We start from the raw sequence: 25048 nt of genomic DNA on the forward strand, positions 1-25048 counted from the left end.
GTTCATTATTGCTAAATTTTGCTCACACAAAGATAATAATTAATTCCACATTTATTTATTGCCTGGTACACTAGTGCCCCTTATCAGTTTACCTGGAACAATGCGTCAGTGGGGCAGTACCAACTTACCGCCATAGCCACCGATAATGAAGGAAAAACAACTACCTCGGCCACAGTATGGATACAAGTGGGCAATAGTACACCTAACCCGGCATTGCCCAAACATTTGGTGGTGGGTTACTGGCATAATTGGAACTTGTGGTCAGCACCTTATATGCCCCTTCAGGAGGTACCCGTGGGCTACAATGTCATCTGTGTGGCTTTTGCCATCCCTGTATCACACACAGATATGACGATGACTTTTGCGCCGGCGCAAGTGTCTAAAGCAGCCTTTATTGCCGATATCAAGGCAACCCAGCAACGAGGTACCAAGGTGCTCATCTCTATAGGAGGAGCCACTGCCCCTATAGAACTCAACACTGATGCCGATCGCCAAAAATTTATTACGTCTATGCGTGCCATCATTACTGAGTATGGTTTTGATGGAATGGACATAGATGTAGAGGGTTCTTCGGTGATTTTGGATGCAGGTGATACTGATTTTACAAACCCTACCACGCCCAAGGTCAAAAATCTGATTTCGGCAACCCGTACTTTGTGCAATGAGTTTGGCGATGATTTTATTTTGAGTGCGGCCCCTGAGGTACAATATTTACAAGGAGGCTTTGCCAATTATGGAGGAGCTTTCGGAGGCTACCTTCCTGTGATACATGGGTTAAGAGACAAGCTTACTTATGTGCATCCACAATTGTATAACACAGGTACTCAGTTTGGACCTGACAATCAAATTTATGCCCAGTCTACGGCAGATTTTGCGGTGGCAATGAGCGAAATGTTACTGAGAGGTTTTCCGGTAGGGCGCAACACCAACGCGATGTTCCCCCCATTGCGTCAAGACCAGGTAGCTATAGGTTTGCCCGCAAAGCCTGAAGCAGCTCCTGCGGGTGGTTATTTGGCACCCGCCAAAGTACATCAAGCGCTCGATTACTTAATGAAAGGCACCTCTTTTGGTGGCAGGTACACCTTGCAAAATGCCAGTGGCTATCCTGATTTTAGGGGAGTAATGACCTGGTCGGTCAATTGGGACAAAACCAATGCTTATGAGTTTGTGAATAACCATGCGCCTTATTTTAATTCTAAAACCAAGGGAAGTAAAAAGGCTACTACGCTTCAACTCAAAAGTTATCCCAACCCTATGAAGTCAGCCACTACATTGAGCGTAAATACCCATTATGCATCCAATACTACTATATTGGTTTTCAATCGTCAAGGCAATGTAGTAAAACAGCTGTGCCAGAATAAGCAGCTTGCCAAAGGACAGCACAGTTTTTATATCAACCTGGAAGGCCTACCCGATGGAGTATATTATTGTACTGCTATTCAGGAAGGTAAAACGGTACAATCGGTAAAAATTATTAAAAAATAGCTGTAGGCAAAGCGCTTTGACAGCATAAAAAAAGGGGTGACATCATCGTGTATGTCAACCCTTTTTTATTGAATATATCTATTACTCCCTGTCAGCTGCAAGGCTGTTTTAGTCGCCATAATCTACAGTAACCGTTACTATAGAAGGTACAATCATTGCCGACGGAAACTCTCTCTTAAGTCTTTTGAAGACTTTTACATACTCATATTTTTCCAGAAAATCGCCTACTTTAATACGATAAGTAGGAGACTTGTACTCCATGTAAGGGCGCAAGTGTGGAAATATTTCATAAGAACGACGGCGTGCTTTGGAAGCCATTGCTTTGCTGCGTCCACGGTATATCTGAATACGGTAACCCTCGTACCGCTCACGGTGAATACCAAACTTTTTAGATACAGGATTATCCAGAATAGCATTTAATGCTTCGGTGATGTAAAATTTAAAATCAGTGGCATTCATTTCTATTGGAACATTGATAACTAATCCTTTACCATCAAATTTTTCAATAGAATAGTCGTACTTAAGCCTTTTCGCCGAAAGGTTTTCTTTTACATCCTTTTTCGTTTGAGGCACGCCTTTAGGTGTACAACTCGCCAGCCATATCAACATGGCAAACATTCCAAAAGTAGTAATTCTCTTCATCTGTGTATAGTTGATTAATTTTCTTGTATGCACTGGAGCTGCCTGTTGGTATCTGTTGATACATGGTTCCAGTTTTTTTATTAGTGTAGGTTTGGTTATAAAAAGTAAACACCAAAGCCTAAAAAAACTTCGGTGTTTACCTTGGGTTGTTTATGGGCTTATTGTTCTATAAGCACACATTTATTGTTTCTAAAATCATCCTCTACAGTTTTAAACTTCACGTCTTTCTTCACGGTACCATCTGTATATTGTACAGTTACTTTAGAGTTACGCGAAGGTAATTTATCTGCTTTGACTGGTTCCTGGCGTTCTTGTGGCATTTCGCCCAGGTCTACCCCGGCGCCGCTTGCTGAGAAACCTGCTGCATCTTCTTTATTTTCGTTAAAACGACGCTTTTTTCGGCGGTCTTTGCGGGTTGATTGTTTAATTTCAACATCGCCTTCTTCTTCTTCCATGATGGCTATCTGTGCTGCCATAAGCGCAGTACCAATTTCTTGGTCTACCTTGTGTACCAAGTGCTCAAACAAACTAAAGGCTTCCTGTTTGTACACTACGATAGGATCTTTTTGCTCATACACCGCGTTTTGTACCGACTGCTTCATGTCGTCCATATCGCGCAGGTGTTCTTTCCATTGTTGGTCGATGGCCATCAAGGTATGAATTTTTTCTACCTCATTGATGATATGCTCAGCACCAGTATCGTAAGCTTTCTTAAGATTAAATGGTACGCTAATAGCCGTGTGGTTGCCATCGGTAGTAAAAGGAATGAGATCGGTAATTTCGTGTGCGTTGGCCTTATAAGCTTCGTAACGTTCAGTCAACACTGGCAAAATAATCTCCTTGATCTGCTTGTTCTTGTCTTGGTAGAACTTGTAAGCCTCCTGAAACAATCGGTTACCCAAATCTGGATCTGTTTCTAACTCTTCTTGAGTAATGCTTGTATCAAAACTCAAGCTGCCAATGACATCCATTTTAAAGTTTTCGTACCTGTCGCCTGAGCCTTGGTAAGCTTGGGCAATGCTTGCCGAGAAATCATACAAAGTATTCAGCGTATCCAACTCAAGACGGTCGCCATACAAGGCATTGCGACGACGACGATAGATAAACTTACGTTGTTCGTTCATTACATCATCGTATTCAAGCAATCGCTTACGTTGGGCAAAGTTGTTTTCTTCTACCTTCTTTTGGGCACGTTCTATCGACTTGGTCACCATAGAGTGTTGAATCACTTCCCCCTCTTTTAAGCCCATTCGGTCCATAATTTTGGCAATACGGTCTGAACCAAACAAACGCATCAGGTTGTCTTCCAAACTCACAAAAAACTGAGAGCTACCAGGGTCTCCCTGACGACCCGCACGTCCCCTTAACTGACGGTCTACCCGACGAGATTCGTGGCGTTCGGTACCAATAATTGCCAAACCACCTGCTGTTTTAGACTCTGGGCTAAGCTTAATATCCGTACCACGTCCTGCCATGTTAGTGGCAATAGTTACGGTGCCTGGTTGCCCGGCAAAAGCCACTACATCTGCTTCTTTCTTGTGCAGTTTTGCGTTCAATACCTGGTGGTTGATTTTGCGTAGGTTGAGCATACGACTCAACAACTCCGAAATCTCTACCGATGTAGTACCCACCAGCACGGGACGCCCTGCTTCGGTAAGCTTTACTACCTCGTCGATTACTGCACTGAACTTCTCACGGGCGGTTTTAAACACCAAGTCATTGCGGTCATCGCGGGCAATAGGACGGTTGGTAGGGATCACTACCACGTCTAGTTTATAAATATCCCAAAATTCGCCTGCTTCAGTTTCAGCTGTACCCGTCATACCTGCCAGTTTGTGGTACATCCGGAAATAGTTTTGCAGCGTTACTGTGGCATAAGTTTGGGTGGCATCTTCAATTTTTACACTTTCTTTGGCTTCCAGTGCCTGGTGCAAACCGTCAGAGTAACGTCGTCCTTCCATTACACGACCTGTTTGCTCATCTACAATCTTTACTTGATTGTCAACAATGATATAGTCGGTATCTTTCTCAAAAAGAGTGTATGCCTTAAGCAATTGTTGTACACTATGCACACGCTCTGTTTTTACACTGAACTCAGCAATTAACTCTTTTTCTTGTTTGAGTTTTTCTTCATCGCTCAATTCACGGTCATCCTTGATACGCCCAATCTCTACGGCAATATCAGGCAAAATAAAGAAGTTTTTGTCTTCACTGTTGCCCGTAATGTATTCGATACCTTTGTCAGTAAGTTCTACCTGGTTGTTTTGCTCGTCTATAGTAAAGTAAAGAGGAGCGTCTGCTTCAGGCATGTTTTTAGAGTTTTCGGCCAAATAATAGTTTTCGGCTTTTTTCATTACTCCACGGTTACCCGTTTCACCCAACAATTTAATCAAAGGCTTGCTTTTGGGCAAACCACGATACGCCCTAAAAAGAGCCACACCAGCTTCTTTTACTTCGTTGTTATCTTCACTTTTTACTTTCTTTCTACCTTCATTGATAAACCCCTGGACTACTTTCTTTTGGGCATCTACCAATCGGGCAATTTTTGGTTTCAATTCGTCAAACTCGTGCTCATCGCCTTTCTCAATAGGACCAGAGATGATCAAAGGTGTACGGGCATCATCAATCAAGATAGAGTCAATCTCATCTATCATGGCATAATGATGACGACGTTGTACGATCTCCTCTTTGTTATGCGACATATTGTCACGCAGATAGTCAAAGCCAAACTCATTGTTGGTGCCATAAGTGATGTCGGCATTGTAGGCAGCTTGTCGTTCGGGCGAGTGGGGCTCGTATTTGTCAATACAGTCAATGGTCATTCCGTGAAACTCAAACAAAGGAGCCATCCATTCAGAGTCACGCTTGGCCAGGTAGTCGTTTACAGTTACTACGTGTACTCCACGACGCGCCAGGGCGTTCAAAAAGGCGGGGAGGGTGGCCACCAATGTTTTACCTTCTCCAGTAGCCATCTCAGCAATTTTACCCTGGTGTAGTACTACACCACCTACCAACTGCACATCGTAGTGTACCATGTCCCAGGTAATTTCATTGCCCGCAGCCATCCATTGGTTATGCCATATCGCCTGTTCTCCGTCTATTTCTACGTGGGGCTTGGTAGCGGCAAACTGTTTGTCGAGGTAAGTAGCAGTTACGACTAGTTGTTTGTTTTCTTTAAGACGACGGGCAGTTTCTTTGACAATACCAAAACCTACTGGAAGTACTTCTTCCAGTACTTTTTCAAGCTCTTTGTTGCGCTCTTCTTCCAGCGTGTCTACTTCCTTGAAAATCTCATTTTTGTCGTTCACTGTCAAGCTACTGTCTTCTTCGGCTTTTTTTCGAAGTTCAGCAAGCTTGTCATCTATCTCTTTTAATTGCTCGTCGATGGTATCTTTTACTTCCTGAGTTTTAGCCCTTAGCTCATCATCCGACAGTGAGGTGAGTTGCTTCCAGGCATTATTGATAGTGCCTACATAAGGAAGCAATTTTTTTAAGTCACGATCCGATTTCTTACCAAAAATTTTGGTAACAGTTTTTCCTACAAAATCTAACATAGTGCTTTGTTCTGCGCTTTTTTTGTTTTGACATAGCTTAAAAATAGATGGTGTATTTTTAAACCTTGCCTTTATACCTGTTGTATAACAAGTTGTTTAGAAGCCGTTTATATTTGGTTATATTTTTAAAATCAAATGAAGATAGGCAAGCAATTTACTTTTGTAAAGCTTGCAGCCTATAAATTTTAGTACCTGAAGATGAACCTGGCTTATAAAGTTACACGTAAGACGCCCAGCCCTAAAAAGACAGACCAAAATTCAGGGAGTTTCTAATTCACAAAGATAATACTTTTTTGAAAAGGATGGACTAATTGGCAGATATACTCTGAACGAAGGGAGAACTGAAAGCGAAGAGTGTTGCCTCAAGTGGGGTTTTCATCACTATATTTTGATTTGCCTGTTTGGAGTGTAAAACCTGTTTTTATTGGTTTAAGTAATTGAATTTCAGGAATTTAATTATTTAATGGTTACTTGTGGATAATGTTTGCCTATAGCGAAACATAGTGCCTTAAATATCAGGAAAAAACGACAGACTATTTGGCGTTATCTTGCTGGCTTAAGTTTTTTTTACCTTGGTTCAATGGCAAGTTATAAACCTACTCTACCCTTATTGACAAATTTGGAGATTTAAAGGGATTGGAAAGTATATTTTGGTTATCTTAAGCCAAAACCAAGTATCTATCTGTATGTATATCAAAGCCCTGGAGCAAGATCAACATCGTTTTCGAAAAAGCTTGACCAAAGAACGCGCTTATAAACCTGTGTTTGTAAAAATAAAACTTTTATGGGATTGTAACTTGCGTTGTAAAATGTGCAACCACTGGAGGTGGCGAGGAGCAATGCTGGATAGAAAAATACTCAAAAAACTCATTCCTGACCTGGCTAAGTTAGGGTGTCAGCGTATTCACTTATCAGGAGGTGAGCCCATGATGTACCCCAACCTGCCACAAGCAGTGAAGTGGATGCGTAAACAAGGCATCAAAGTTACTTTAACTACCAATGCTACCTTGTTTACTGAGCAAAAAGCGGCAGATATGGTCAACGCCGGACTCAAAAAAGTAAATATTTCTATAGACAGCCCCAACCCAGCCATTCACGACAACATCAGGGGCATGCAAGGTGCTTTTGAGCGTTCGGTGCGAGGTGCGAGGTTTTTACGGCAAGCATTTATCAACAAATCATGCAGTAGTACACCTTCTGGTAAAATATTCTTGAACATGGTCATCAACCAAGCCAACTACCGTCAAGTAAACCAATTGCCCCAGTTGGTTGATGAAATAGGAGCCAGGGGCTTTCACCTAATACCAATATATGCGCGTAATGATGAACTTCAACCTCTTAACGAGGAACAAATAAAGAGATTTAACGGGGAAATTGCCCCTGAAACTTTTGAACAAGCACAACAACTAGGATTAGAAGTAACACCAGATGATATTTGGGTTTTTGGTGTGTCGGCTCAACAAATACAAAGCAGCGCTCAAGGCAATTATGCCCACGACTATTACCAACATCATCCTTGTTATGCACTTTGGACTCACGCCTTGATAGACCATAATGGGAGCGTGGCACCTTGTTGTACGCTTACCGATCAAGTAGTCATTGGGAGCCTTGCTACCCATTCGTTTAAAAAAATATGGCAAGGAGAGAAGTTCAGGAAATTACGAAAGACCGCTTCACCCATTCATGAAGCTTGTAATCGTTGCACGATGTTTTTGCCCAAAAATAAGCAAATAGAGCACTTGTTGAAGTAAATTATTTGCTACTTATTTTCCTTTAGCTTTGACGTTAAAAGCACTGTTTTTTGGGTGAATGAAGCATACTTTTAGACCACAATTAACTACCTGAACCAAAGGTAGTATATCCTACCATTTGGTCATTACGCGAATCGGATTGGCGGTAGTATACAAATATTTCGTATTGATTGTTTGTTTTAGGATGATTGCCTTCTAGTTGGTCAAAATAAAATATTTGCCCATCCTCTGTCTTTCGGGCATACATATAGTCGTACACTCCTTGCTTGAGCAGAAGTACAGCCTCATATTGACGTGTTTCCAAGTTATAGTTCATGCGGTTTTTGGGGGTTGTTTGCCAATTGTTAAACTTGCCCACCACATACACTTCATCTTTCAATTCATTACATTTGAGCGTAAAATTTACCTGCGCATAGTCTGCCTTGAGCTGAGGGTTTCCACCGCGTTCGTCGTATACAATATATCCTCCATTGAAATCCATGATTTTTTTATAAGTAGCCTGAGGGCGTAACTTGTCGGTTTCAAGGGTCACTATGTTGCCTGTTTCGAGGGTTTCGGTGCTATAAATACGTTTTCCGATAAACTGAAAGCTGCTCATGTCAAATCTCCGGAACTCGTTAGAACCTTCAAAAGCCTTGGTAGTCATCCGGTAGCTTATAAACTTATTTTTATTGTCACGTGTACCGTTTTGTAGCAACAAAGCATTGTCCCAGCGTTGATTTTGCCTGATAAGTACTGTAATATTTTCTGGATTGGTAAGCTCTACCCCTCCATAATGTATTTTGCATTGTACCAAATGTTCGCCGTTGGGTTTTTCTATAATAGAAGGCTTTATTTCCCACTTTTTTTCGTATACCATAAACCTGCGAATCAAGACCAGGTCTTTTTCTTGACCTTTGCGGAAAACTTTGATCAAGTAATTGCCTGATGTTTTTACCGGAGGAATAGTAAAAGAATAATGATAATACTTTTGGTGTGTATTGTTAGATAATTTGGGCGCATCAAAATCAAACAGGTTGAGGTCGTTGATAAACTCTATTTCGTTTAAGCTCGAAATAGTCCAATCACGGTTACAGTGGATAAGTTTGGCGCTAAACGCTGAAGGTTTTGCCGAAAGGTCGTCAAACTCTAGAACCAATGGAGCGGTTTGCCCCAGATACATTACTGACGACTCAAGCGCTTGAGTAGGAGTATTGCCTTTGGGATATAGTAAAATGGTTTTTAAAGTAGATTCGTAGTTAAAGTCTCTGGTTACAAATTTTTTATGGGCAAAGGGGTTAACCTCTTTTTTTACTTGATCCTTGACAACAATGGGGGGAATGGGGATGCAACTGGCAAGCGTACTAACAATAAAACCAAAAATGAGTAGTTTATTCATATCCTCACAAAACAATCTGCTAAAAACTAAGTAATTTGTAAAAATAAAGTCTTTGAATTCGGAAAAGCCGTGAGCCAAGTTTAATACAAGTGTGCAAATTAATATTATACTCAGACAGACAACAAACCGATGACAAAACCCCTCATCAACAAAAACTTAAGTAAATTTTTAATACAAGAGGTAAAGCTAAAAAGACGTAATTTATTTTTGGAAAGTTACCCAAGCAAATCTACTGAATTTTGTTACAACAATAAACGAATCGGATAGACATTTTATTTAAAGCCTGACATTCCTGCATCAGTTCAAATTTTCCTCTGTATATCACCATAAATAAAAAAGCCATTTCACTTATGAATATAAGCAAAATGGCTTTTGAAAAAAATGGCGACAAATGGGTTTGTTGGTTATTTTTTACCCATATCATCTTTGTCTGTTTTCTTTACCAGCTCCTTGTCTTTTAGGCGTTTAGATATGACAGCAAAGGGGCCAGTCACTACCTCTTCACCTTCTTTAAGCCCTTTAAGTATTTCAATGTTTTCAAAATCACTGATACCAGTTTTTACTTTGCGTTTGCTTACTTTTTTAGTGTTGGCATCATACACAAAAACTACTTCCTGAGGCACGCTTTTTTTCTTTTTTGCATTGTCTTTTGCAGCATTATTTGGTTTACCACGTCCTTGCCTTCCTTTTTTCTTTTTATCACTGCCTGGCACGCGTGTAGTTACAGCAGCCAAAGGTACCGAAAGCACATTGTTTTTGGTATTGGTTCTTATCTCTACCGAAGCAGTCATGCCCGGTCGGAAAGGAGCCATTTTTCTTTTCTTGTTTAACAAATCCTGGTAAGACTCCTGCAAAATTCTCACTTTTACCTTAAACTCAGTCACTGCATCGGGTGAGGTAGTAGGGTTGGCAGTGTTGGCTATTTCGGTCACCACTCCCTTAAATTTTTTGTTTTGGCTAATATAAGCATCTACCTCTATCACGGCAGTATCTTTTAGCTCTACCCTTACAATATCGTTTTCGTTTACATCTACTTGCACTTCCATGTTGTTAAGGTTGGCTATGCGCAACATTTCAGTACCCGCCATTTGTGCCGTACCCACTACTTTTTCTCCTTTTTCTACATTGAGCTTAGATATGGTGCCGTTTACTGGAGAAAAAACCGACGTTCTCGATAAGTTATCCAGGTTTTGGGTAACATTTGCTGCGGCACTTTGGGCGTTGTATTTGGTTGCTTCTATGTTTTGTTTGGCAGACGTAAGTTGTTGTTTAGCTACATTAAAGTTGGCTTCTGCCAATTGGAAATCTGCCTCTGAGATTACCTTTTGTTCATACAGTGTTTTACTCCTTTCAAACTCAAGTTTTAGGCGTTCATATTCTGCTTTACGCTGATAATAAGCGGCTTCTGCCTGAGCTGTAGCAGCCTTGCGTGAGTTAAGTATGGCTTGTGAGTTGTCGAGTGCTGCCTGCAGGTTATCCGGACGAATCTTGAGCAAAAGTTGCCCTTTCACTACCGAGTCGCCTTCTTCTACCAGTACTTCTACTATTTCGCCCGACACATCAGGGCTTATTTTTACTTCTATTTCGGGCTGAATCTTTCCAGAGGCACTTACTTGCTCTACAATGGTTACCTTTTTTGCTTTAGCAGTAAATACCTGGGTCAGCTTTTTCTTGCCAATCAAACCTGTTGATCGGGCAACAAAAATCCCTGCTACAATGAGCACAACTGCAATCAGGATGTTTCTGCCCAACCGTGATTTTCTTCTTTTTTTCTTTTTAGACATTTTTAAAGTAAGTAAAGTTTTGGTTTACGCTGATAATTAGAAAGATATTTATAAATATTTGAAAATAAAAAATGAACTCACATTGAGTCATTATTTCTGCTTGAAAACTTATGCAATGACAAACTTTCAATCAAAAAGTGACTCCAGGCGAGTTCAAAACTAGCCTTGCCAGTCTTCAAAGTACCAACAAAGCTTTTTATTCTAAGTAACAGCAAGCTCAAGTTACTATAGTACTTACTGTTTTTATTTAAAGTCTAATGGCTTATCCATGTAGAAGTTCAACACCTCAGTACGGAACAAATAGTCATACTTAGCCCTGATCATATCAGACTGTGCCCGGTCACGGTCTATCTTGGCAAGGTTAAAATCTACTGAGTTCATAGCGCCGGCATTGAATCTTTTTTTAGCAATATCAAAAGCCAACTCGCGTGATTCTAACAGCCTTTTTCGGGCTTGATAACTGTTTTGCGATGCCTTGGCATTATTGTAGGCTTGCTCTATGTCTTGTCTCAACTGGTTTTTTCTGTTTTGTACGGTAAGCTCTGCCTGGCGTTTTTGGATAATACTGGTAGAAATATTTCTATTGACTTGCCCTCCGTTAAAAATAGGGATAGAAAGCCTCAAAGATACATATTGAGTGAGGTTGTCAGACAATTGTTGGCCAAAAGTGTAAGGCTGCTCTTCGGTCACATTGACTTGCCTTACCACCGCCTGGTTGGTGCCATTTACAAACCCGATAGGAGTTTGAACTACTTCTCCGGTTTCTTGAAACAACCTACCTGCGTCAGAGAACCTTGTTAACATGCCTGCCCCAAGGGTCAGGGTAGGGTAGCGGTCGGCTTTGGCAATATTGATAGACATTTCGCTGTTTTCTACCGAAAGTAGGGCACTTTTGATTGTAGGTTGTGACACCTTGGCTATATCAAAAATCTGAGCAGGGGTTTCGTTGTGAGGCTGCGCCACCAGATTTTCTACATCTATCTGTTCTACCTCAAAACTTTCGTTTGAGGGTAAGTTCATTAATTGCATCAACCTCAGGCGAGCCAGGTTTAAATTATTTTCTGAAGTGACCACCTGTAGCTCATCGTTGGCAAGGGTAGCCCGTAAATTAATGACTTCATTCTCTGCCACCGACCCTGCTTTGAGCAACTTTTCGGTACGAGTCAATTGCTCTTTGGTAGACGCTACCTGTTGTTGTGCGGCTGTAAGCAATTCCTTGTTTAATAAAACATCCAGGTAAGAGGTGGCAATGTTTAGTGACACCGTATTGGTGGTTGCTTTTAAGTCTAGTTTGCTTATTTCTATGTTTTTCAAATCACGTTTTACCGTTTTTTGAAGCCTGCCCCCATTATAAAGTGTTACACTTGCATCCAGGCTAAAGTTATTGGTAAGTACCCTTGTATTGATAAATTCGTTGGTAGTAGGGTCAATAGATCGTCCAAAGTTTAAACCCTGAGTTGCTGAAGCATTTACCGAGGGGTAACGCGCCAATTTTGACTGTTTTACATTGTACTCATTGGTTTTAATCGTCAAGGCATTTTGCTTAATGTCTATGTTGTGCTCTATAGCATAATCAATACATTTTTGGATAGACCACCCCGATGATTTAGTAGTTTTGTTTTCGGGTTGCCCCTGCGCACGCAGACCAAAAGCACCAAGCATTCCTATGGATAAGAACAGGGCAAATCGCAGGTTTTTACGGGTAAATGGGTGTAAATATGACATATTATTCATTGGAGTTATACAGTTTGTTAAAACAAACAAAATGGTTATATGATTTTGGTCTGTTGCATTAGTCAATCAATTGCCGAAAAACTTACAACAGAGGTAAATTATTTTGAATAAGGAATATAAATCACGTCGTGGATCCATTCAAGGTGCTGCAAATACTTTAAAGTAATGGGTGCCACCTCAGAGTCAATTTCTATAAACTGGCAGGCCATATCGTTTTTGCCCTTGCGCGATACATTCATCGTGGCAATATTGCAACCATCTTGTGCCAGTACCTGAGCAATAAATGCAATGCTACCCTTTACATCCTGGGCTTTGATTACCAGCGTGTTCATAGAGGCACTAAAGTCTGCCCTGAAGCCATTATAGTTCGCAATATTGATTACACCACCCCCCAGGCTTTCTCCGGTCATTTCTACCGATAAATCGCCACGGGTTGCCTGTATCTTCAGGGTATTGGGGTGCATAGTAGAAGCGTTGCCCACCGACTTAAAGAAAAACTCAAGGCCTTCTTTTTCTGCTTGTTGCAAAGCGTTTTTTATCCGGGCATCGTCTGTATCATAGCCTAACAATCCTCCAATTACTGCTCGGTCGCTTCCGTGACCTTCATAAGTACGAGCAAACGAATTGTAAAAAGTAATGGTGGCCGATTCGGGTTGACCTCCTAAAAAACTATGGGCTACCCGGGCAATTTTTACTACTCCGGCAGTATGCGAGCTGGACGGTCCTATCATTACTGGACCAATCATATCGAAAATACTACTTTTTTGACTCATGATTTTTTGTTTGTTGTATCATCACAAAATACACTTTGCCTGGGCTTAAAACAATATCACCTGCTTGGCAACTTCAATACCATTCATTTTATGTGTTTGATTATCAGTTGTTTACTAAGGTAGAGTGCCTTTGTTCCTGGGGCGAAGTGTTCAGTTTCTATACACAAAAATGTACAAAAACGGACACTATCCATACAAAAATGGAAAAAAAACCGGTAATTTGCAATGCAAGGTAGTGTTTTTTACCTAACTTCAAAAAAAAGAACGTTGTATGTTGGTCAGACACTGTAAATAACAGAATGGTTGCATTGGGCTTTGGCAGGAGAGAGGCAATAGTAGAAAAACTACAGTGGTGCGATATATTAACTCTCCAATAAATAAGGAATGGTTACGCTTGAGGGCATCAAAAAAGCCACTTGCACCTTGCGGTGGGTGGCTTATAATGGTTAGTATAAAAAGTCTAAATTTTTGTTTTTAACATCACTAGGGTCATCAAACACTAGAAACTGTTCCCAAAATTGGCTTTCAGGTACTCCTGCTACGCATACCAGGGGTTCTTTTTTTACCGGATGCATAAAATACACTCGTCGGGCGTGTAAGTGAATATTTTTATCTGGATCTTTTCTCGGAAAACCATATTTTATGTCTCCTCTGATAGGGCACCCCATGCTTGCCAATTGCACCCTTATTTGGTGAGGTCGCCCTGTAATCGGATTCACTTCCAGCAACCAATGATCGTTGAGGTTACCCAATACCTTGTACCTGGTTTCTGCTTTTTGGGCGCCATCTACTGGTTCATCGTGGGCAGTTACTATGTTTTTTGCCCCATCTTTTTTGAGCCAGTGTACCAGTTTACCTTCTTCTTCGGCAGGTTTTCTTTTTACTATAGCCCAATAAGTCTTTTGAATCTTGCGTGTTTTAAAAAGCTGATTCATACGTTCGAGCGCTTTCGACGTACGCGCAAGTATTACTATGCCTGATACGGGGCGGTCTATCCGGTGTGGAATACCTAAAAACACAGCACCTGGTTTGTCATATTTTTCTTTGATATACTCTTTTACCCAGTCACCCAACGTTTTATCACCCGTTTTGTCTCCCTGCACTAACATTCCGCCTTTTTTGTTTACAATAATCAGGTGATTATCTTCATACAGCACCTGAAAATGCTTATAATACTTTTCTGCGTCAAATGTTTCCATCCAATTAAATATTTGATAATTAAAGAGTTATGTTTTGCAAAAATACCATTTTTTTAACTTTAAAACCTGTTTGCAAGGTATATTTCATAAAAAAAGCCACACCGATGGGTATCAATGTGGCTTTAAATGCTTTATGCGATGTACTTTCAGCCTTTACAGGCAAATAGTCATTATAAAAATGTAGGGCAAACATATTTTTTGCCGCCACTTAGTCCAAACCTATAGCTGAGCAGAATTTGTATCTGTAAAGAGCCTGCATCTATACGACGAGGAACCACAAGGTTAGGAGGTGGAGGGTTGGGGTTAGGGTTGCGGGTAACCACCGGAATGTCTGTGCCTCCGTTGTAATAGGCGAGCTGAGCGTGAAGCGCAAAACGATCAATGATGCGAAAAGACATGCCCACTCCTGCGGTAAAACTAAAGCCCGATTCATCAGTAAGTGGACGCTCCAGTTGATTGGTGGCCCCTGGGTCGGGGCGACGTGCTATAGGCATTGTCCATAAACCCACCCCCATAAACCCATAAGCATCTATCCACTCAGGAATAGCGTAAGCATAACGCAAAAACGAATACTTAAGGCTCAAATTCAAATGATTAGGATTAATAGACAGCGAGTCGGCATTAAAGCGGGTATTCATATTATACGAAAGAACAAAGCTTACTGGAATACCTGTATTGCCAAACTCTGCAAAGAAATGCAAGGGGCGGCGAGCTTCTTTAAAGTTGTTATCATTGGAGCGGTATGTAATAGCAGCTCCTCCGCCTATTTCCAAAAAAGTAACTCCATCGCGCCAGGCACGGCTTTTTTTACCACGATTGGGCGCCAAAGCGTGATGTAACGTTTTTTGCATTTGTTGGTGCAACACATTTTGTTGTTGCGTAAGTAAGCTATCAGGAATTTTGGCTTTTGCCGATGAACCAAAAGCAAGTAAAATTGCCACAAGGCAATACAAGCCCTCATGGTAGGAAAGTTTCAGGTGTTTTATATTCATCATATTTGTGTTTATTTCTATCCAAAAAGGTTGAATAAATTCAATTTTTTAGCCAAGATCAGCTCCAGGATGTATTCGTTCTCTCAAATATAACGACTAATTGGAGTTTATAATTTAATAACTGTGAATTTGGCAGATGTACTCAATAAAAATTATTTTCTTTATCAATTGGGTTCAAACATAAAAACCCCTGACAAGTCAGAGGTTTGATCATTTATATCTAATTGAAAGATTTTGCAGAGTACTAAGATGCCAACGGCAATGGATTGCCTCCTTCGTCTTTCAACTGTTGAGTTGTTCGCCAGTCTTGACGTGCTTTATCGAGGTCGCCTGTTGCCTTGTATGCACGTCCTCTCATGTAAAATACATAAGTAAGCCGGGCAAGAGATAAGTATTTTCGCTGATTGATTACTTCTGTATACACTGTGATTGCTTCTTCGAATTTGCCTGATTCAAACAAGTCTTCTGCCTTGTTAATTAACTCTTCTGTCATTTTCATCATTTTTTTAATGTATTGAACCCAAGGTGGGTTCATTCAACTAAACCTTCATTTTGATACTTGGTACTCCGATGTTTTCAAAAAGGTTACAGCGTTTTTTTAGATAATATTACATTGACTGAAAAGAGTGGGTTGCAAAAGAAAAAGTTTTTTGTGAAATCTTTGAGTACAAACTCATACAAAGGTTCTTTACTATTACAAACGCCTCGTTATAAACAGGCGCAAAGAAATTCAAGTAAGATTAACAGGTGTTTTGAAGTAATATTTAATAAATAGGTTAGTAAGTAGTTTTACTTAGGTTAATGTAAGTACCAATTATTTTTTCATAGAGTTTTGTTCACTTTACAAGTAGTAGACAGAAATAGTAAGTATTCGTAGTTTTAAAACCTCGCTCAACAATGAGCGAGGTTTTTTTAGTATGCTTGGTATTTAGCAGTGTTAAGTGATGAGCAAAATAGAGTAATCTAAATGGATCAAGTTATTTTGGTAGGCTTATTTTTTTCGGTAATTTGCGATTTATTAAGTGCGAAAGTCGCTTGCGTCAAGTGTCAAGGGGGGACTCTCGATATTATTTTGTCTATTTCAGACAATATCGAAAATCATAATGTTGGGTATGTAGTTTTTAAATCCTCCGAGTGCAAGCCCGGCTCAGCATAGCTAATATGTAGACATACTACATACAAGTTTTAATTACGCTTTAAGAGTATATTTAAATTTTGCTCCTATAAATCAGCTAATTTTTAAACGTACTCTTGGCGAATAGTTCTTAAACACAAAATGTTTTTTATTTATGAAGTTAACTATTCAAATGTTCCCCTTATTGGTATTGTGTGTCCTGCTAGGAAAAGCTCATCACTCGAACCTAAATCAAGGTTCAATGGTTTGCCATTCGTTTGCCAAGGTAAACAACACAATTGCAAAAAAAAGTATTTGGTTTTCAGATGTTTACAACGAGCAAGATGGTCTCGTAGTAATGGAAGCTGAAAATACTACTTCCGATTTAGGTTTGTGGATTAAACAAACTACTGTGGCTAACTATCGAGGAAGTGGTCACATTGAGTTTACTGGAAACTCCATATTCAATGGACCTCCAGGTTCTCCACTCACTTACAAATTTCGAATAAATACTGCGGGAGAATACCGTTTGATCTTAAGAGCTCATAAGCGCCTTGAAACCGATCGCGATGACTTGAGCAATGATTGTTACGTGCGAATGGAAGGTGATTATACTGAAAGTACACAAGATAAGAATGCGGCAGCCCTGAATTTCCTTCAAGAAAACCAAAAACTGTTTGGAGGTAAAGAAGATAGCTGGGGAACCTGTGAATCACTGCATTTATCTAATGGAGCCTACAAGTCGGCAGTTTACAACTTTAAAGCAGGGGAGACTTATACCTTGATTTTGTCGGGGCGCTCCAAAAATTTTAATTTAGACCGCATCCTTTTTTTTAATATAGACCAGTATAATATGGGGCAAGACATTCGACAAGAAGTTGGCAATTTTGCCGAATCGTCTTATATAGATGGCACTAGCAGTGGAGGAGGCGATACACCCAATAATGGGGGAACCAATACCCCCGCTGGTTTATTTGCACAGGTAAAAGCCAGAAATATGATTACGCCCAATGGAGATGGCAACAACGATATTTGGCGGATAGACAATGTGTTGGCGGTAGATAACCACGAGGTGATGGTGTTTAACAAGGCTGGGCAAGTAGTATTTAAAACCACCGATTACTCTATTCCCTGGGATGGAACCCAGCAAGGCAAACCTCTGCCCCAAGGTGTATACTATTACAACTTAGTGCTTGAGCACCAAGGCGTAAAAGAAAAGAAATCTGGATTTATCACCCTAGTAAGATAACTCATCGCTCCTTATTATTATGAGACAACTAATGCAAGTATTCTTACTACTAGGTGGTATAGCAGTACACACTCTTAGGGCACAGGTAGCTCCAGTTCAAAATCAAGTCTATTTTAACCCTTATGTGTATAATGATGCCTTTCTGGGGCAAAGCGAAGAAACGCGTTTGTTTGTAGGGGTAAAAAAACAATGGTTGGGAGTACAAAACTCACCATTGGTAGCCACACTTACTTTTGAGAAGCCCCTCCCGTCGGGTCTTAATATAGGGGTGCGATTGGTCAATGTATCTGAAGGACCGATCAATACTTTATCCAAAAAATTGTCGGCAAGTTACCAGATAGAAACTGGTCTGGAGGCTCACTTGAGCTTTGGAATGTCTCTGGGTTTGGCGTTTAGTAGTTTTAACGCCAGCTTGTTGGATGATCCCAACGACCCCGCCATAGCGGCACAAAATCAAAGTAACTTTCAGTTTGACGGTTCGCTGGGGATTGCCTACCATTGGAAGAATCTTGCGGTAGGGGTGGCAATGCCCAATTTTGCTGCTCCTCAACCTTTTGTAAATCTCAACAAAAACGACGAGGTTACATTCAGCCCTTGGAACTATTTGATTGCTTCGCTAAGCCTTGATTATGAATTGGATATGGATTGGACATTTTCTCCCATGTTTATTTACCATTACCAAAAAGACTTTGCTGGACAGTTTGAAGGAGGAGTGAGGGCACAATATCAAAGCAAATATTATCTAGGAGGGCTTTATCGGCAAAATGTAGGACTTACTGTTCTAGCAGGTCTTGATCTAAGTGAAAGGTTTGGTTTACATTATTTATACAGTTTTTCCAGTGCTGCGGCTAATCTCCCCAACGATAGCCATGAATTAGTACTCAGGGTAAGTTTTGGCAAAGGCAAAAAATAAGAAATCATTTACTTTTTTTACTAAAAGTAAAAAGCGACAAGTTTGGGTCTTCTGAGGTAAAACAATAGAGAAGGATATCCGAATGTGTGCTATGAATACAATACATAGTGCACAAGAAGTAGCTTAATCAACTGCTAATGTGAGAATTGATCGTCTCACCTTGATACGATAACCGTGTATTTGATATTGGGGGATAAAGTAGGGTAAAATGAACCCCTACTTTACTCCACCCGATCATCAAACAAAACTACATACATCGGCTCATTGTTTCAATCAATTGTTCTATTTGAGCCACACTGGTTGCCGGAAAGTTAGCAATGCGTATTTGAGTATCTTTATATTTGCCATAGCCACTACCAATGGTCATGTGGTGTTGCCCTACCTTGGCTATAAACTCAGCCGCCGAACCAGGAGTGTTGGCTACAATAACCGATGCAGAGCGGTGCTGGCGATTGGTCACAAAAGGAGAAAACCCCTTGAAAACCGTTGGGTTGCTCAAGGCATTGTACAAAAGGTTGGCTTTTACCTCGGTTTCGTGCCGTATTTGATTGATGCCTTGGTTGAGCATGTCTTCGCTTACTTTACCCAACAGGTAAATGCCCAGCACATTGGGCGTAGGAGGTGTTTGAAACTTCTCAAACGATTTCCAAAGGTTTACTAATCGATAATGAGCCCCCGTTACTTGCCCTTTGGCTTCCAGGTTTTTGGCTTTGTCAAGGCAACGCTTGTTTACCAGCCAAACCCCTAACCCAGCGGGCATTCCAAATGCTTTTTGTACCGAAAAATAAGCCGCATCTATTTTATTAAAATCCAGCAAAGGCAAAGGTGCTGACGAGACCATGTCTACCACTAGTAATTTATCAGGATGTTGGTCTTTGAGAGCATGAATATCATCTACTGGCGTGCTTACCCCTGCACTGGTTTCGTTGTGCGCCACACAAATCATTTCGGCAGTTGTGGGTATTGCCACTTTGGCCATGTCAAACCCTTCGCCGAAAGGCACTTCGTGTAGGTGGACAGTTTTACCCATGAGTTGGGCAAAGTCAGCAAAACGCTTAGAAAAAGCCCCGTTTACCAAGTGAAAAGATTCGCTTTCTACACAATTTTGTAGCAGGCGTTCCCATACTTCGGTAGCCGACCCTGTAAAAAGCACGGCATAATCATCGGGTAGTTTAAAAATTGTTCGGATATTATGGTATGTTTGCTCATAAATGCCCTGAAACACCTTACTCCGATGCGAAATAGAAGGGATTTGCGTATCTAAAGCGCTTTGCAGGTGGTGTGCCACGGTAGGATATAGGGCAGCGGGTCCGGGAGTAAAAAATGTTTGTTTGCTCATGATTCTGATATATCTGAAATAATAATCAATACTGTTGATGAGCACATATTACCATCAACTGTCAGAGCACGAACGTAAGCAAGTGTATTTGATAAACCAATAGTAAACTTAAAAATATTTTAATATCATTCATGAAACTATCCAGCAAAAGGCCTTTCATTTTTTCGCTTTTCTTTTGGGTATTTGTGGGTGTTTTTGTGCTCTTGCAGTTTTTTACCCTTCATACATCCCCCTTGCCCTGGTTCGACGAAACTTTTTTTGCCAGCATTGCCTGGCATTGGGCAAACACCGGAAAACTGGTGCCACAAGTAGCCATTTTTACCGAAGTAAAGCTTTACGGCCCTATATACTTTTGGCTGACAGGTATCAGTTTTCAGCTGTTTGGTTTTAGCATTGCCAGCTTCCGGTTAGTAAATTTGATGGCGGGTGGGGTAGTGGTATGGTTGAGTAGTGGCTTGTTTGGTCAATTGTATCAACATTATTTGCCTCAACAACCCAACTGGAGGCTTTGGCAAAAAGGTTGGTGGCTATTATTGCTTACCGACCCCTTGTATTACCTGGTAATGCACGAGGGACGTATGGATTTGTTGGCGTTAAGCTTTGCCCTGGGTAGCATATATTTGTTGATGCCAGGGTTGCTAAGAGCGCAAACTTTGCCTTGGTACCAGGTAGCAGCCTCAGGACTGATGGTAGCGCTTGCCTCGTTGACTACCCCAAGGGTAGCTTTTATTTTTGTGCCTCTGACAGTAGCTTTGGTGTGGCAATGGCGCAGGCAATTACCTCTTTTGATGCTTTGGGGAGGCTGCATTATCGGCCTTTATTCAAGTTGGATTTATGTGGCTTTTGGCAGTTTAACAAGCTTTGTTGATACTTATTTGGGGCAAAATGAAGCGATTAAAGATTCTTTGGTGGGTTGGTTTGTTGGTGGGGTGGGTTATGTACCTCGCCATTCCTATGTATTGATTGTCACTGCATTTTTGGCAAGCGTGCTCTTATTGTGTAAGTATCCACGTCGCTTTTGGGTAGCTCCAATAATGGTAGGGCTAGGTAGCATAGGTTTGTTTTACTGCTTAGTGCGCGATTATGGTCAGTATTCGGTATTTATCTTGCCTTTTTATTATTTATTGGTATTTTATAGCCTGAGTCAACTGCCCGCCAGACGCTATCATTTGCAAATGTATCCCTTGGTTTTATTGGCAATGTTTAACTTGAGTTATTTTGCTTTAAAAAACCTGCAGGTAGTGGCAAGCCTTCATCAACGTAAACCACAACAAGCCACTCAGTTTGTGCAAAAGCACATTCCAAAAGGGGCAAGGGTAATTGGCGAACCAATGTATTTTTATGCAGTGTTACAGGCAGGGAGCCACTACCAGTATATGGACTTATATGGTACTACTGCTGACCGTGAAGCCCGGCATCGTACCCAATACAAGTATCAGTATTTGATTGTTACAGATCATTTGCAGCAACGAAAACCAGCCATTGTAAAATATTACCTTAGCCAAGGCAAGTTTAGGCGGGTAGCACGTCTGGCAATAGCTCCTTCAGCTTTGGGTCGTGAAATTACTCGCTGGGGACTTTTGTCAAGCGTAGAGCGTGCTGGTTATAACTGTGTAATTTATAGGCGGATTTTCTAGTGCCGACAAAGGGTCGTAAGTATTCATTTTGGTACAGGGGTTTTCTGATGGTGCCCGCAACATTGTTGCACATTTACTGTTTTAGACATAGACACACAAAATACAATATCTTTATGAACACAACACTTGACAAAGACTTTTGGAGCAACCGTTATCAGGCACAAGACACAGGTTGGGATGCCGGAAGCATTACTACACCTATCAAAGCTTATGTAGATCAATTAGAGGATAAGCACTTGAAAATACTTGTTCCAGGAGCAGGCAATAGTCATGAAGCAGAATATTTGCACCAACAGGGCTTTACTAATGTAACTGTGATAGACATTGTGCAAGCCCCATTAGACAACCTCAAGTCAAGGTCTCCTGATTTTCCAGAAGCTCATTTATTACAAGGAGATTTCTTCGAGCTGGCAGGGCAATACGATTTAATTATTGAGCAAACTTTTTTTTGTGCACTTAACCCTAGTTTGCGGGAGAGTTATGTACAAAAAGTGAAATCATTGCTTAAACCTGAAGGTAAATTGGTAGGGGTATTGTTTTGCAACGTATTTTTAGACCGTACCGAACCCCCTTTTGGAGCCACCGAACAGCAACATCAAGAGTATTTTCTGCCTCATTTTACTGCCAGGCATTTTGCCCTTTGTTACAACAGCATTGCACCAAGGCAGGATACAGAGTGGTTTATATGTTTGATTAATGATTGAGAAAAGAACAAAATTTAAGCGACAAGTAACAAGGTGTTCCACTTGTTGCTTGCCGCTTGTTACTGTTAGCTGACTATATTACCTCAAAAAGCTCGTTGGCTTCTTTTCTTATTTTTGGGGCGTGTTGTGTTTGATCCTCTGCCGATCGGTACCCAATGGTAGCCACTACAGTTGCGCTGAGTCCTTGATCAGAAAGCCCTAAAATTTTGTCGTAATCAGCCGGTTCAAAACCCTCCATAGGACAAGCGTCAATGTTTAGCTCTGCAGTAGCAGCAAGCAAATTGCCCAAAGCAATGTATGTTTGGCGGGCAGTCCATTCTTGTATTTCCTGGCTTGTTTTTTCGCTAAGTTTACCCTTCATAAAGTCTGCATACCCTTTGAGGTCTTCTACTTTCATACCTACTGAAGTAGCTTTACGCTGAAGGTAATCATCTATGTGCGCATCTTGCACTTCATTGTAGCTACAAAAAACCACCACTTGTGATGCATCAGTAATCTGGGTTTGCCCCCAGGAAGCCCCTTTAAGCTTTTCTCTTACTTCAGCATCTTCAATAATGAGCACTTTGTATAATTGTAAGCCGTAAGATGAAGCCGACAAACGTATAGCTTCTTTGATTTTTTCTAAGTGTTCAGCGCTAATTTTTTTGCTGGGGTCAAACTTTTTGGTGGCATATCGCCACTCTAGGTTTTTTATCAATTCCATTAGATAGTGATTATTGTCTTGTGTTTGTTACTTTTTGCCAAATCTATGGAACCTTACCTTTACTTTACCTTAATGAAATGTTAATTTCTTGAAAATTGTTGATTACGCAACTAATGTTTGGGTATTTATATGGCTTTGATATAAATAATCTAAGAACATATCAGAAAAGAGTCATTGTTTGGTAAATAAGCGCCCTCTTTTGGTCCTGACCTGGCATAGAACAAAAGAGGAGGCGTTGGCTAGTACTCTAGTTGATCAATGACAGGCTAATTCTTTACCACTTTTGCTGTTTTTGAGTGAGTTTTGGTGTTTATCTTGAGCGTGTATACCCCACTGGCAAGCTTGCCTGGTTTGCCCCAATTATATTCAATGGGTGCGGTTGCCAAATGCTCATAAGCCACCAGTTTGCCGTTGGCGTCATACAAGTGCATTTGAACACTCTTGCCGCGATAGCTTGGTTTAAACACGATGCGCAAAGCTTGAGAGCCATCTAGAGGGTTGGGCGAAAAACTAAAGCTACCATCAGTGGCTTTGGTCAATGCAGTAGGGTTAGTGGCAATTGCCTGTGCCCGGTTAAAGTTGGGGATGCCATAGCCCAGTAAACTGTCGGGTTTGGCAGCCTGGTTTGCTGAGCGTTGCAGGTAGTCAATAATTTGCATGTTGGTAAGCGCTGGATTTGCCTGCCAAAATCCCGCTGCCAGCCCAGTCAGGGTAGGGGCCGAAAATGAAGTACCATTGCCAACAGTAGATCCAAATGGGCCCACCATGGTAACGTTGCTTCCCATGGCTGTAATATTCGGCTTTAGCCTGCCGTCAGAGGTGTACCCCTTAGAGCTAAAAGAAGCATAAGTACCATTCGGATTTACTGCCCCTACAGTCAACACTGAGTCACCATCGGCAGGAGCTCCTATATATTTCCAAGGGTCATTGCCCTCGTTTCCAGCACTGTTAATTACCAAAATACCTACGGCAGCAGCAAAGTCGGCAGCTTGGGTGATGATGGTGGTATTACCATCCATATTTTGGTAGGTATAGTTCATGCTGGCATCGTCAAATGTGTTGTAGCCCAACGATGAATTGATAATATCTACGCCTGCACTATCGGCTTTTTCAGCAGCTATCAACCAATTTACTTCCTCTATTCTATACTCTGAGCTCACATCTTCGGTACGGTAGAGCCAATAGGTAGCTTCGGGTGCAGTACCTATTATAGTACCCTTTAGGTAAGCCGCCATTGTAGACAATACTTTGGTACCGTGGCTTCCGGTGCTGTATACATCTTCTTTATTATCTACCAGGTCATAAGTGCCCCCAATTTGTTGATTGCTGAATAAATGTTTAAAAAAGTTGAGACTGTTTACATTCTGAAAACCAGCATCCATTACTGCTATGGCAATGCCTTTGCCTTTAAAACCTGCCTCGTGCATAGCGTCTGCCCCAATCATTTTTGCCTGAAAAAGCGAGTTGCCATAGTCAGCTTCCGACTCAATGGTGATGTCCTCGGTAGTACGTTGTTTGCCATTGGCAGCTTTTTTCTGCTTTTTGCGGGCGGCACGTTGTCGACGTTTTTCTTCTTTTTCTATTTGTCTTTTTTGTCTGCCCTTGTTGAGTACCTGGCTACTTTTTATAAAACTCAGCTTGATTACTTCAGCCAATGTAGCGTCGCTGGCTTCTATCAACACTGCATTGAGCCAGCGAGAGCTGTACCATACCTTCGCCCCAGCATTTTTTATTTGGGTAATATAATCAGGGTTTACAGGGAGCTCGCGGGTGGTAATTTTGATACTTTGTTTGTTCCTGCGCTCTATAGAGCGTTTTGAGAGAAAGTCGGCAGGCTTATCAATTGAGTAAGGAGAGTTGGCTTTATCGGTAAGGTAGATAAAATGTTTTTTAATAACTTGGCTGTAGCCCGACACATTGCCTGCTAACAAAGTAGTTATCAGTAAGAATAATAGTCTTTTATGTTGCATAATATAATGAGAGAGTTGGGTTTTATTTTTTTAATGAGTCTATAGTCGTTATTCAAGAGTTTATTGAGTTGTAGCCCAGGCATAACAAGTTATGGCAGGTTTTCAGGTCACTACGGCTTCCATCTAC

The 25048-nt window shown here is 41.0% G+C and carries 18 protein-coding genes; 6 read left to right on the forward strand and 12 right to left on the reverse strand.

Annotated elements, in window-relative coordinates; genetic code table 11:
• The first annotated feature begins 108 nt into the window (after positions 1-108).
• Positions 109-1485, forward strand: coding sequence for a glycosyl hydrolase family 18 protein (locus Q0954_RS21580; RefSeq protein ID WP_299460256.1), 1377 nt, complete (start codon positions 109-111; stop codon positions 1483-1485).
• Positions 1486-1593: 108 nt separating this feature from the next.
• Here Q0954_RS21580 and Q0954_RS21585 read toward each other — a convergent pair whose 3' ends face one another.
• Together Q0954_RS21585 and secA are read right to left on the reverse strand one after the other, a co-directional pair.
• A complete protein-coding gene (locus Q0954_RS21585; RefSeq protein WP_299460258.1) occupies positions 1594-2127 on the reverse strand; it encodes an SPOR domain-containing protein in 534 nt (177 codons plus the stop codon).
• A 158-nt stretch (positions 2128-2285) separates the two neighbouring features.
• Positions 2286-5681 carry a preprotein translocase subunit SecA gene (gene secA, locus Q0954_RS21590; RefSeq protein WP_299460260.1) on the reverse strand — a complete coding sequence of 1132 codons (3396 nt, stop codon included), beginning with the start codon at positions 5679-5681 and terminating at the stop codon, positions 2286-2288.
• Positions 5682-6367: 686 nt separating this feature from the next.
• On the opposite strand from secA, the gene Q0954_RS21595 reads away from it, so the two are divergent.
• Complete coding sequence (locus Q0954_RS21595) at positions 6368-7432, forward strand: radical SAM protein (protein WP_299460263.1); 1065 nt, start codon at positions 6368-6370, stop codon at positions 7430-7432.
• Between the two features lie 82 nt (positions 7433-7514).
• Here Q0954_RS21595 and Q0954_RS21600 read toward each other — a convergent pair whose 3' ends face one another.
• The 7 genes from Q0954_RS21600 to Q0954_RS21630 all read right to left on the reverse strand — a co-directional run bounded on the left by Q0954_RS21600 (position 7515) and on the right by Q0954_RS21630 (position 15827).
• Complete coding sequence (locus Q0954_RS21600; RefSeq protein ID WP_299460266.1) at positions 7515-8810, reverse strand: type IX secretion system plug protein domain-containing protein; 1296 nt, start codon at positions 8808-8810, stop codon at positions 7515-7517.
• A 404-nt stretch (positions 8811-9214) separates the two neighbouring features.
• Positions 9215-10594: an efflux RND transporter periplasmic adaptor subunit gene (locus tag Q0954_RS21605; RefSeq protein ID WP_299460269.1), complete on the reverse strand. Its 1380-nt coding sequence runs from the start codon at positions 10592-10594 to the stop codon at positions 9215-9217.
• Positions 10595-10837: 243 nt separating this feature from the next.
• A complete protein-coding gene (locus Q0954_RS21610; RefSeq protein WP_299460271.1) occupies positions 10838-12328 on the reverse strand; it encodes a TolC family protein in 1491 nt (496 codons plus the stop codon).
• Positions 12329-12426: 98 nt separating this feature from the next.
• Complete coding sequence (sdaAB, locus tag Q0954_RS21615; protein ID WP_299460276.1) at positions 12427-13101, reverse strand: L-serine ammonia-lyase, iron-sulfur-dependent subunit beta; 675 nt, start codon at positions 13099-13101, stop codon at positions 12427-12429.
• Positions 13102-13547: 446 nt separating this feature from the next.
• The gene (locus Q0954_RS21620) at positions 13548-14300 is read right to left on the reverse strand and encodes an RluA family pseudouridine synthase (RefSeq protein WP_299460279.1); all 753 of its coding nucleotides are present in this window, start codon (positions 14298-14300) and stop codon (positions 13548-13550) included.
• A gap of 170 nt (positions 14301-14470) precedes the next feature.
• On the reverse strand, positions 14471-15295 hold the full coding sequence (locus tag Q0954_RS21625) for an outer membrane beta-barrel protein (protein ID WP_299460282.1): 825 nt from the start codon (positions 15293-15295) through the stop codon (positions 14471-14473).
• Positions 15296-15536: 241 nt separating this feature from the next.
• Complete coding sequence (locus Q0954_RS21630) at positions 15537-15827, reverse strand: tetratricopeptide repeat protein (protein ID WP_299460285.1); 291 nt, start codon at positions 15825-15827, stop codon at positions 15537-15539.
• Positions 15828-16581: 754 nt separating this feature from the next.
• Here Q0954_RS21630 and Q0954_RS21635 point away from each other — a divergent pair.
• Positions 16582-17655 carry a gliding motility-associated C-terminal domain-containing protein gene (locus tag Q0954_RS21635; RefSeq protein WP_299460288.1) on the forward strand — a complete coding sequence of 358 codons (1074 nt, stop codon included), beginning with the start codon at positions 16582-16584 and terminating at the stop codon, positions 17653-17655.
• A 31-nt stretch (positions 17656-17686) separates the two neighbouring features.
• Positions 17687-18568: a PorP/SprF family type IX secretion system membrane protein gene (locus Q0954_RS21640; RefSeq protein WP_299460291.1), complete on the forward strand. Its 882-nt coding sequence runs from the start codon at positions 17687-17689 to the stop codon at positions 18566-18568.
• Positions 18569-18815: 247 nt separating this feature from the next.
• On the opposite strand, the gene Q0954_RS21645 is transcribed toward Q0954_RS21640, so the two are convergent.
• Positions 18816-19907 (reverse strand): aminotransferase class V-fold PLP-dependent enzyme, encoded by a 1092-nt coding sequence (locus Q0954_RS21645; RefSeq protein WP_299460294.1) that lies wholly within the window; start codon positions 19905-19907, stop codon positions 18816-18818.
• A 131-nt stretch (positions 19908-20038) separates the two neighbouring features.
• Between Q0954_RS21645 and Q0954_RS21650 the strand changes: the two genes are divergently transcribed.
• The gene (locus tag Q0954_RS21650; protein WP_299460297.1) at positions 20039-21544 is read left to right on the forward strand and encodes a hypothetical protein; all 1506 of its coding nucleotides are present in this window, start codon (positions 20039-20041) and stop codon (positions 21542-21544) included.
• Between the two features lie 113 nt (positions 21545-21657).
• Positions 21658-22248: a methyltransferase domain-containing protein gene (locus tag Q0954_RS21655; protein ID WP_299460300.1), complete on the forward strand. Its 591-nt coding sequence runs from the start codon at positions 21658-21660 to the stop codon at positions 22246-22248.
• A 73-nt stretch (positions 22249-22321) separates the two neighbouring features.
• On the opposite strand, the gene Q0954_RS21660 is transcribed toward Q0954_RS21655, so the two are convergent.
• Both Q0954_RS21660 and Q0954_RS21665 read right to left on the reverse strand, forming a co-directional pair.
• Positions 22322-22951, reverse strand: a complete 630-nt coding sequence (locus tag Q0954_RS21660) for an NAD(P)H-dependent oxidoreductase (protein ID WP_299460303.1) — start codon at positions 22949-22951, stop codon at positions 22322-22324.
• Positions 22952-23217: 266 nt separating this feature from the next.
• Positions 23218-24921, reverse strand: a complete 1704-nt coding sequence (locus tag Q0954_RS21665; protein ID WP_299460306.1) for a S8 family serine peptidase — start codon at positions 24919-24921, stop codon at positions 23218-23220.
• Positions 24922-25048 lie beyond the last annotated feature (127 nt).

This window comes from uncultured Microscilla sp., from assembly GCF_947493425.1.
Lineage (GTDB): Bacteria > Bacteroidota > Bacteroidia > Cytophagales > Microscillaceae > Microscilla.

Excerpts from the sequence above, each read along its gene's own strand:
- Q0954_RS21625 (WP_299460282.1), bottom strand. The coding sequence starts at position 15,295 with ATGATGAATATAAAACACCTGAAACTTTCCTACCATGAGGGCTTGTAT.
- secA (WP_299460260.1), bottom strand. The coding sequence starts at position 5,681 with ATGTTAGATTTTGTAGGAAAAACTGTTACCAAAATTTTTGGTAAGAAA.
- Q0954_RS21595 (WP_299460263.1), top strand. The coding sequence starts at position 6,368 with ATGTATATCAAAGCCCTGGAGCAAGATCAACATCGTTTTCGAAAAAGC.
- Q0954_RS21660 (WP_299460303.1), bottom strand. The coding sequence starts at position 22,951 with ATGGAATTGATAAAAAACCTAGAGTGGCGATATGCCACCAAAAAGTTT.
- Q0954_RS21655 (WP_299460300.1), top strand. The coding sequence starts at position 21,658 with ATGAACACAACACTTGACAAAGACTTTTGGAGCAACCGTTATCAGGCA.
- Q0954_RS21650 (WP_299460297.1), top strand. The coding sequence starts at position 20,039 with ATGAAACTATCCAGCAAAAGGCCTTTCATTTTTTCGCTTTTCTTTTGG.
- Q0954_RS21635 (WP_299460288.1), top strand. The coding sequence starts at position 16,582 with ATGAAGTTAACTATTCAAATGTTCCCCTTATTGGTATTGTGTGTCCTG.
- Q0954_RS21600 (WP_299460266.1), bottom strand. The coding sequence starts at position 8,810 with ATGAATAAACTACTCATTTTTGGTTTTATTGTTAGTACGCTTGCCAGT.
- Q0954_RS21585 (WP_299460258.1), bottom strand. The coding sequence starts at position 2,127 with ATGAAGAGAATTACTACTTTTGGAATGTTTGCCATGTTGATATGGCTG.
- Q0954_RS21605 (WP_299460269.1), bottom strand. The coding sequence starts at position 10,594 with ATGTCTAAAAAGAAAAAAAGAAGAAAATCACGGTTGGGCAGAAACATC.
- sdaAB (WP_299460276.1), bottom strand. The coding sequence starts at position 13,101 with ATGAGTCAAAAAAGTAGTATTTTCGATATGATTGGTCCAGTAATGATA.
- Q0954_RS21630 (WP_299460285.1), bottom strand. The coding sequence starts at position 15,827 with ATGAACCCACCTTGGGTTCAATACATTAAAAAAATGATGAAAATGACA.
- Q0954_RS21610 (WP_299460271.1), bottom strand. The coding sequence starts at position 12,328 with ATGAATAATATGTCATATTTACACCCATTTACCCGTAAAAACCTGCGA.
- Q0954_RS21640 (WP_299460291.1), top strand. The coding sequence starts at position 17,687 with ATGCAAGTATTCTTACTACTAGGTGGTATAGCAGTACACACTCTTAGG.
- Q0954_RS21665 (WP_299460306.1), bottom strand. The coding sequence starts at position 24,921 with ATGCAACATAAAAGACTATTATTCTTACTGATAACTACTTTGTTAGCA.
- Q0954_RS21620 (WP_299460279.1), bottom strand. The coding sequence starts at position 14,300 with ATGGAAACATTTGACGCAGAAAAGTATTATAAGCATTTTCAGGTGCTG.
- Q0954_RS21645 (WP_299460294.1), bottom strand. The coding sequence starts at position 19,907 with ATGAGCAAACAAACATTTTTTACTCCCGGACCCGCTGCCCTATATCCT.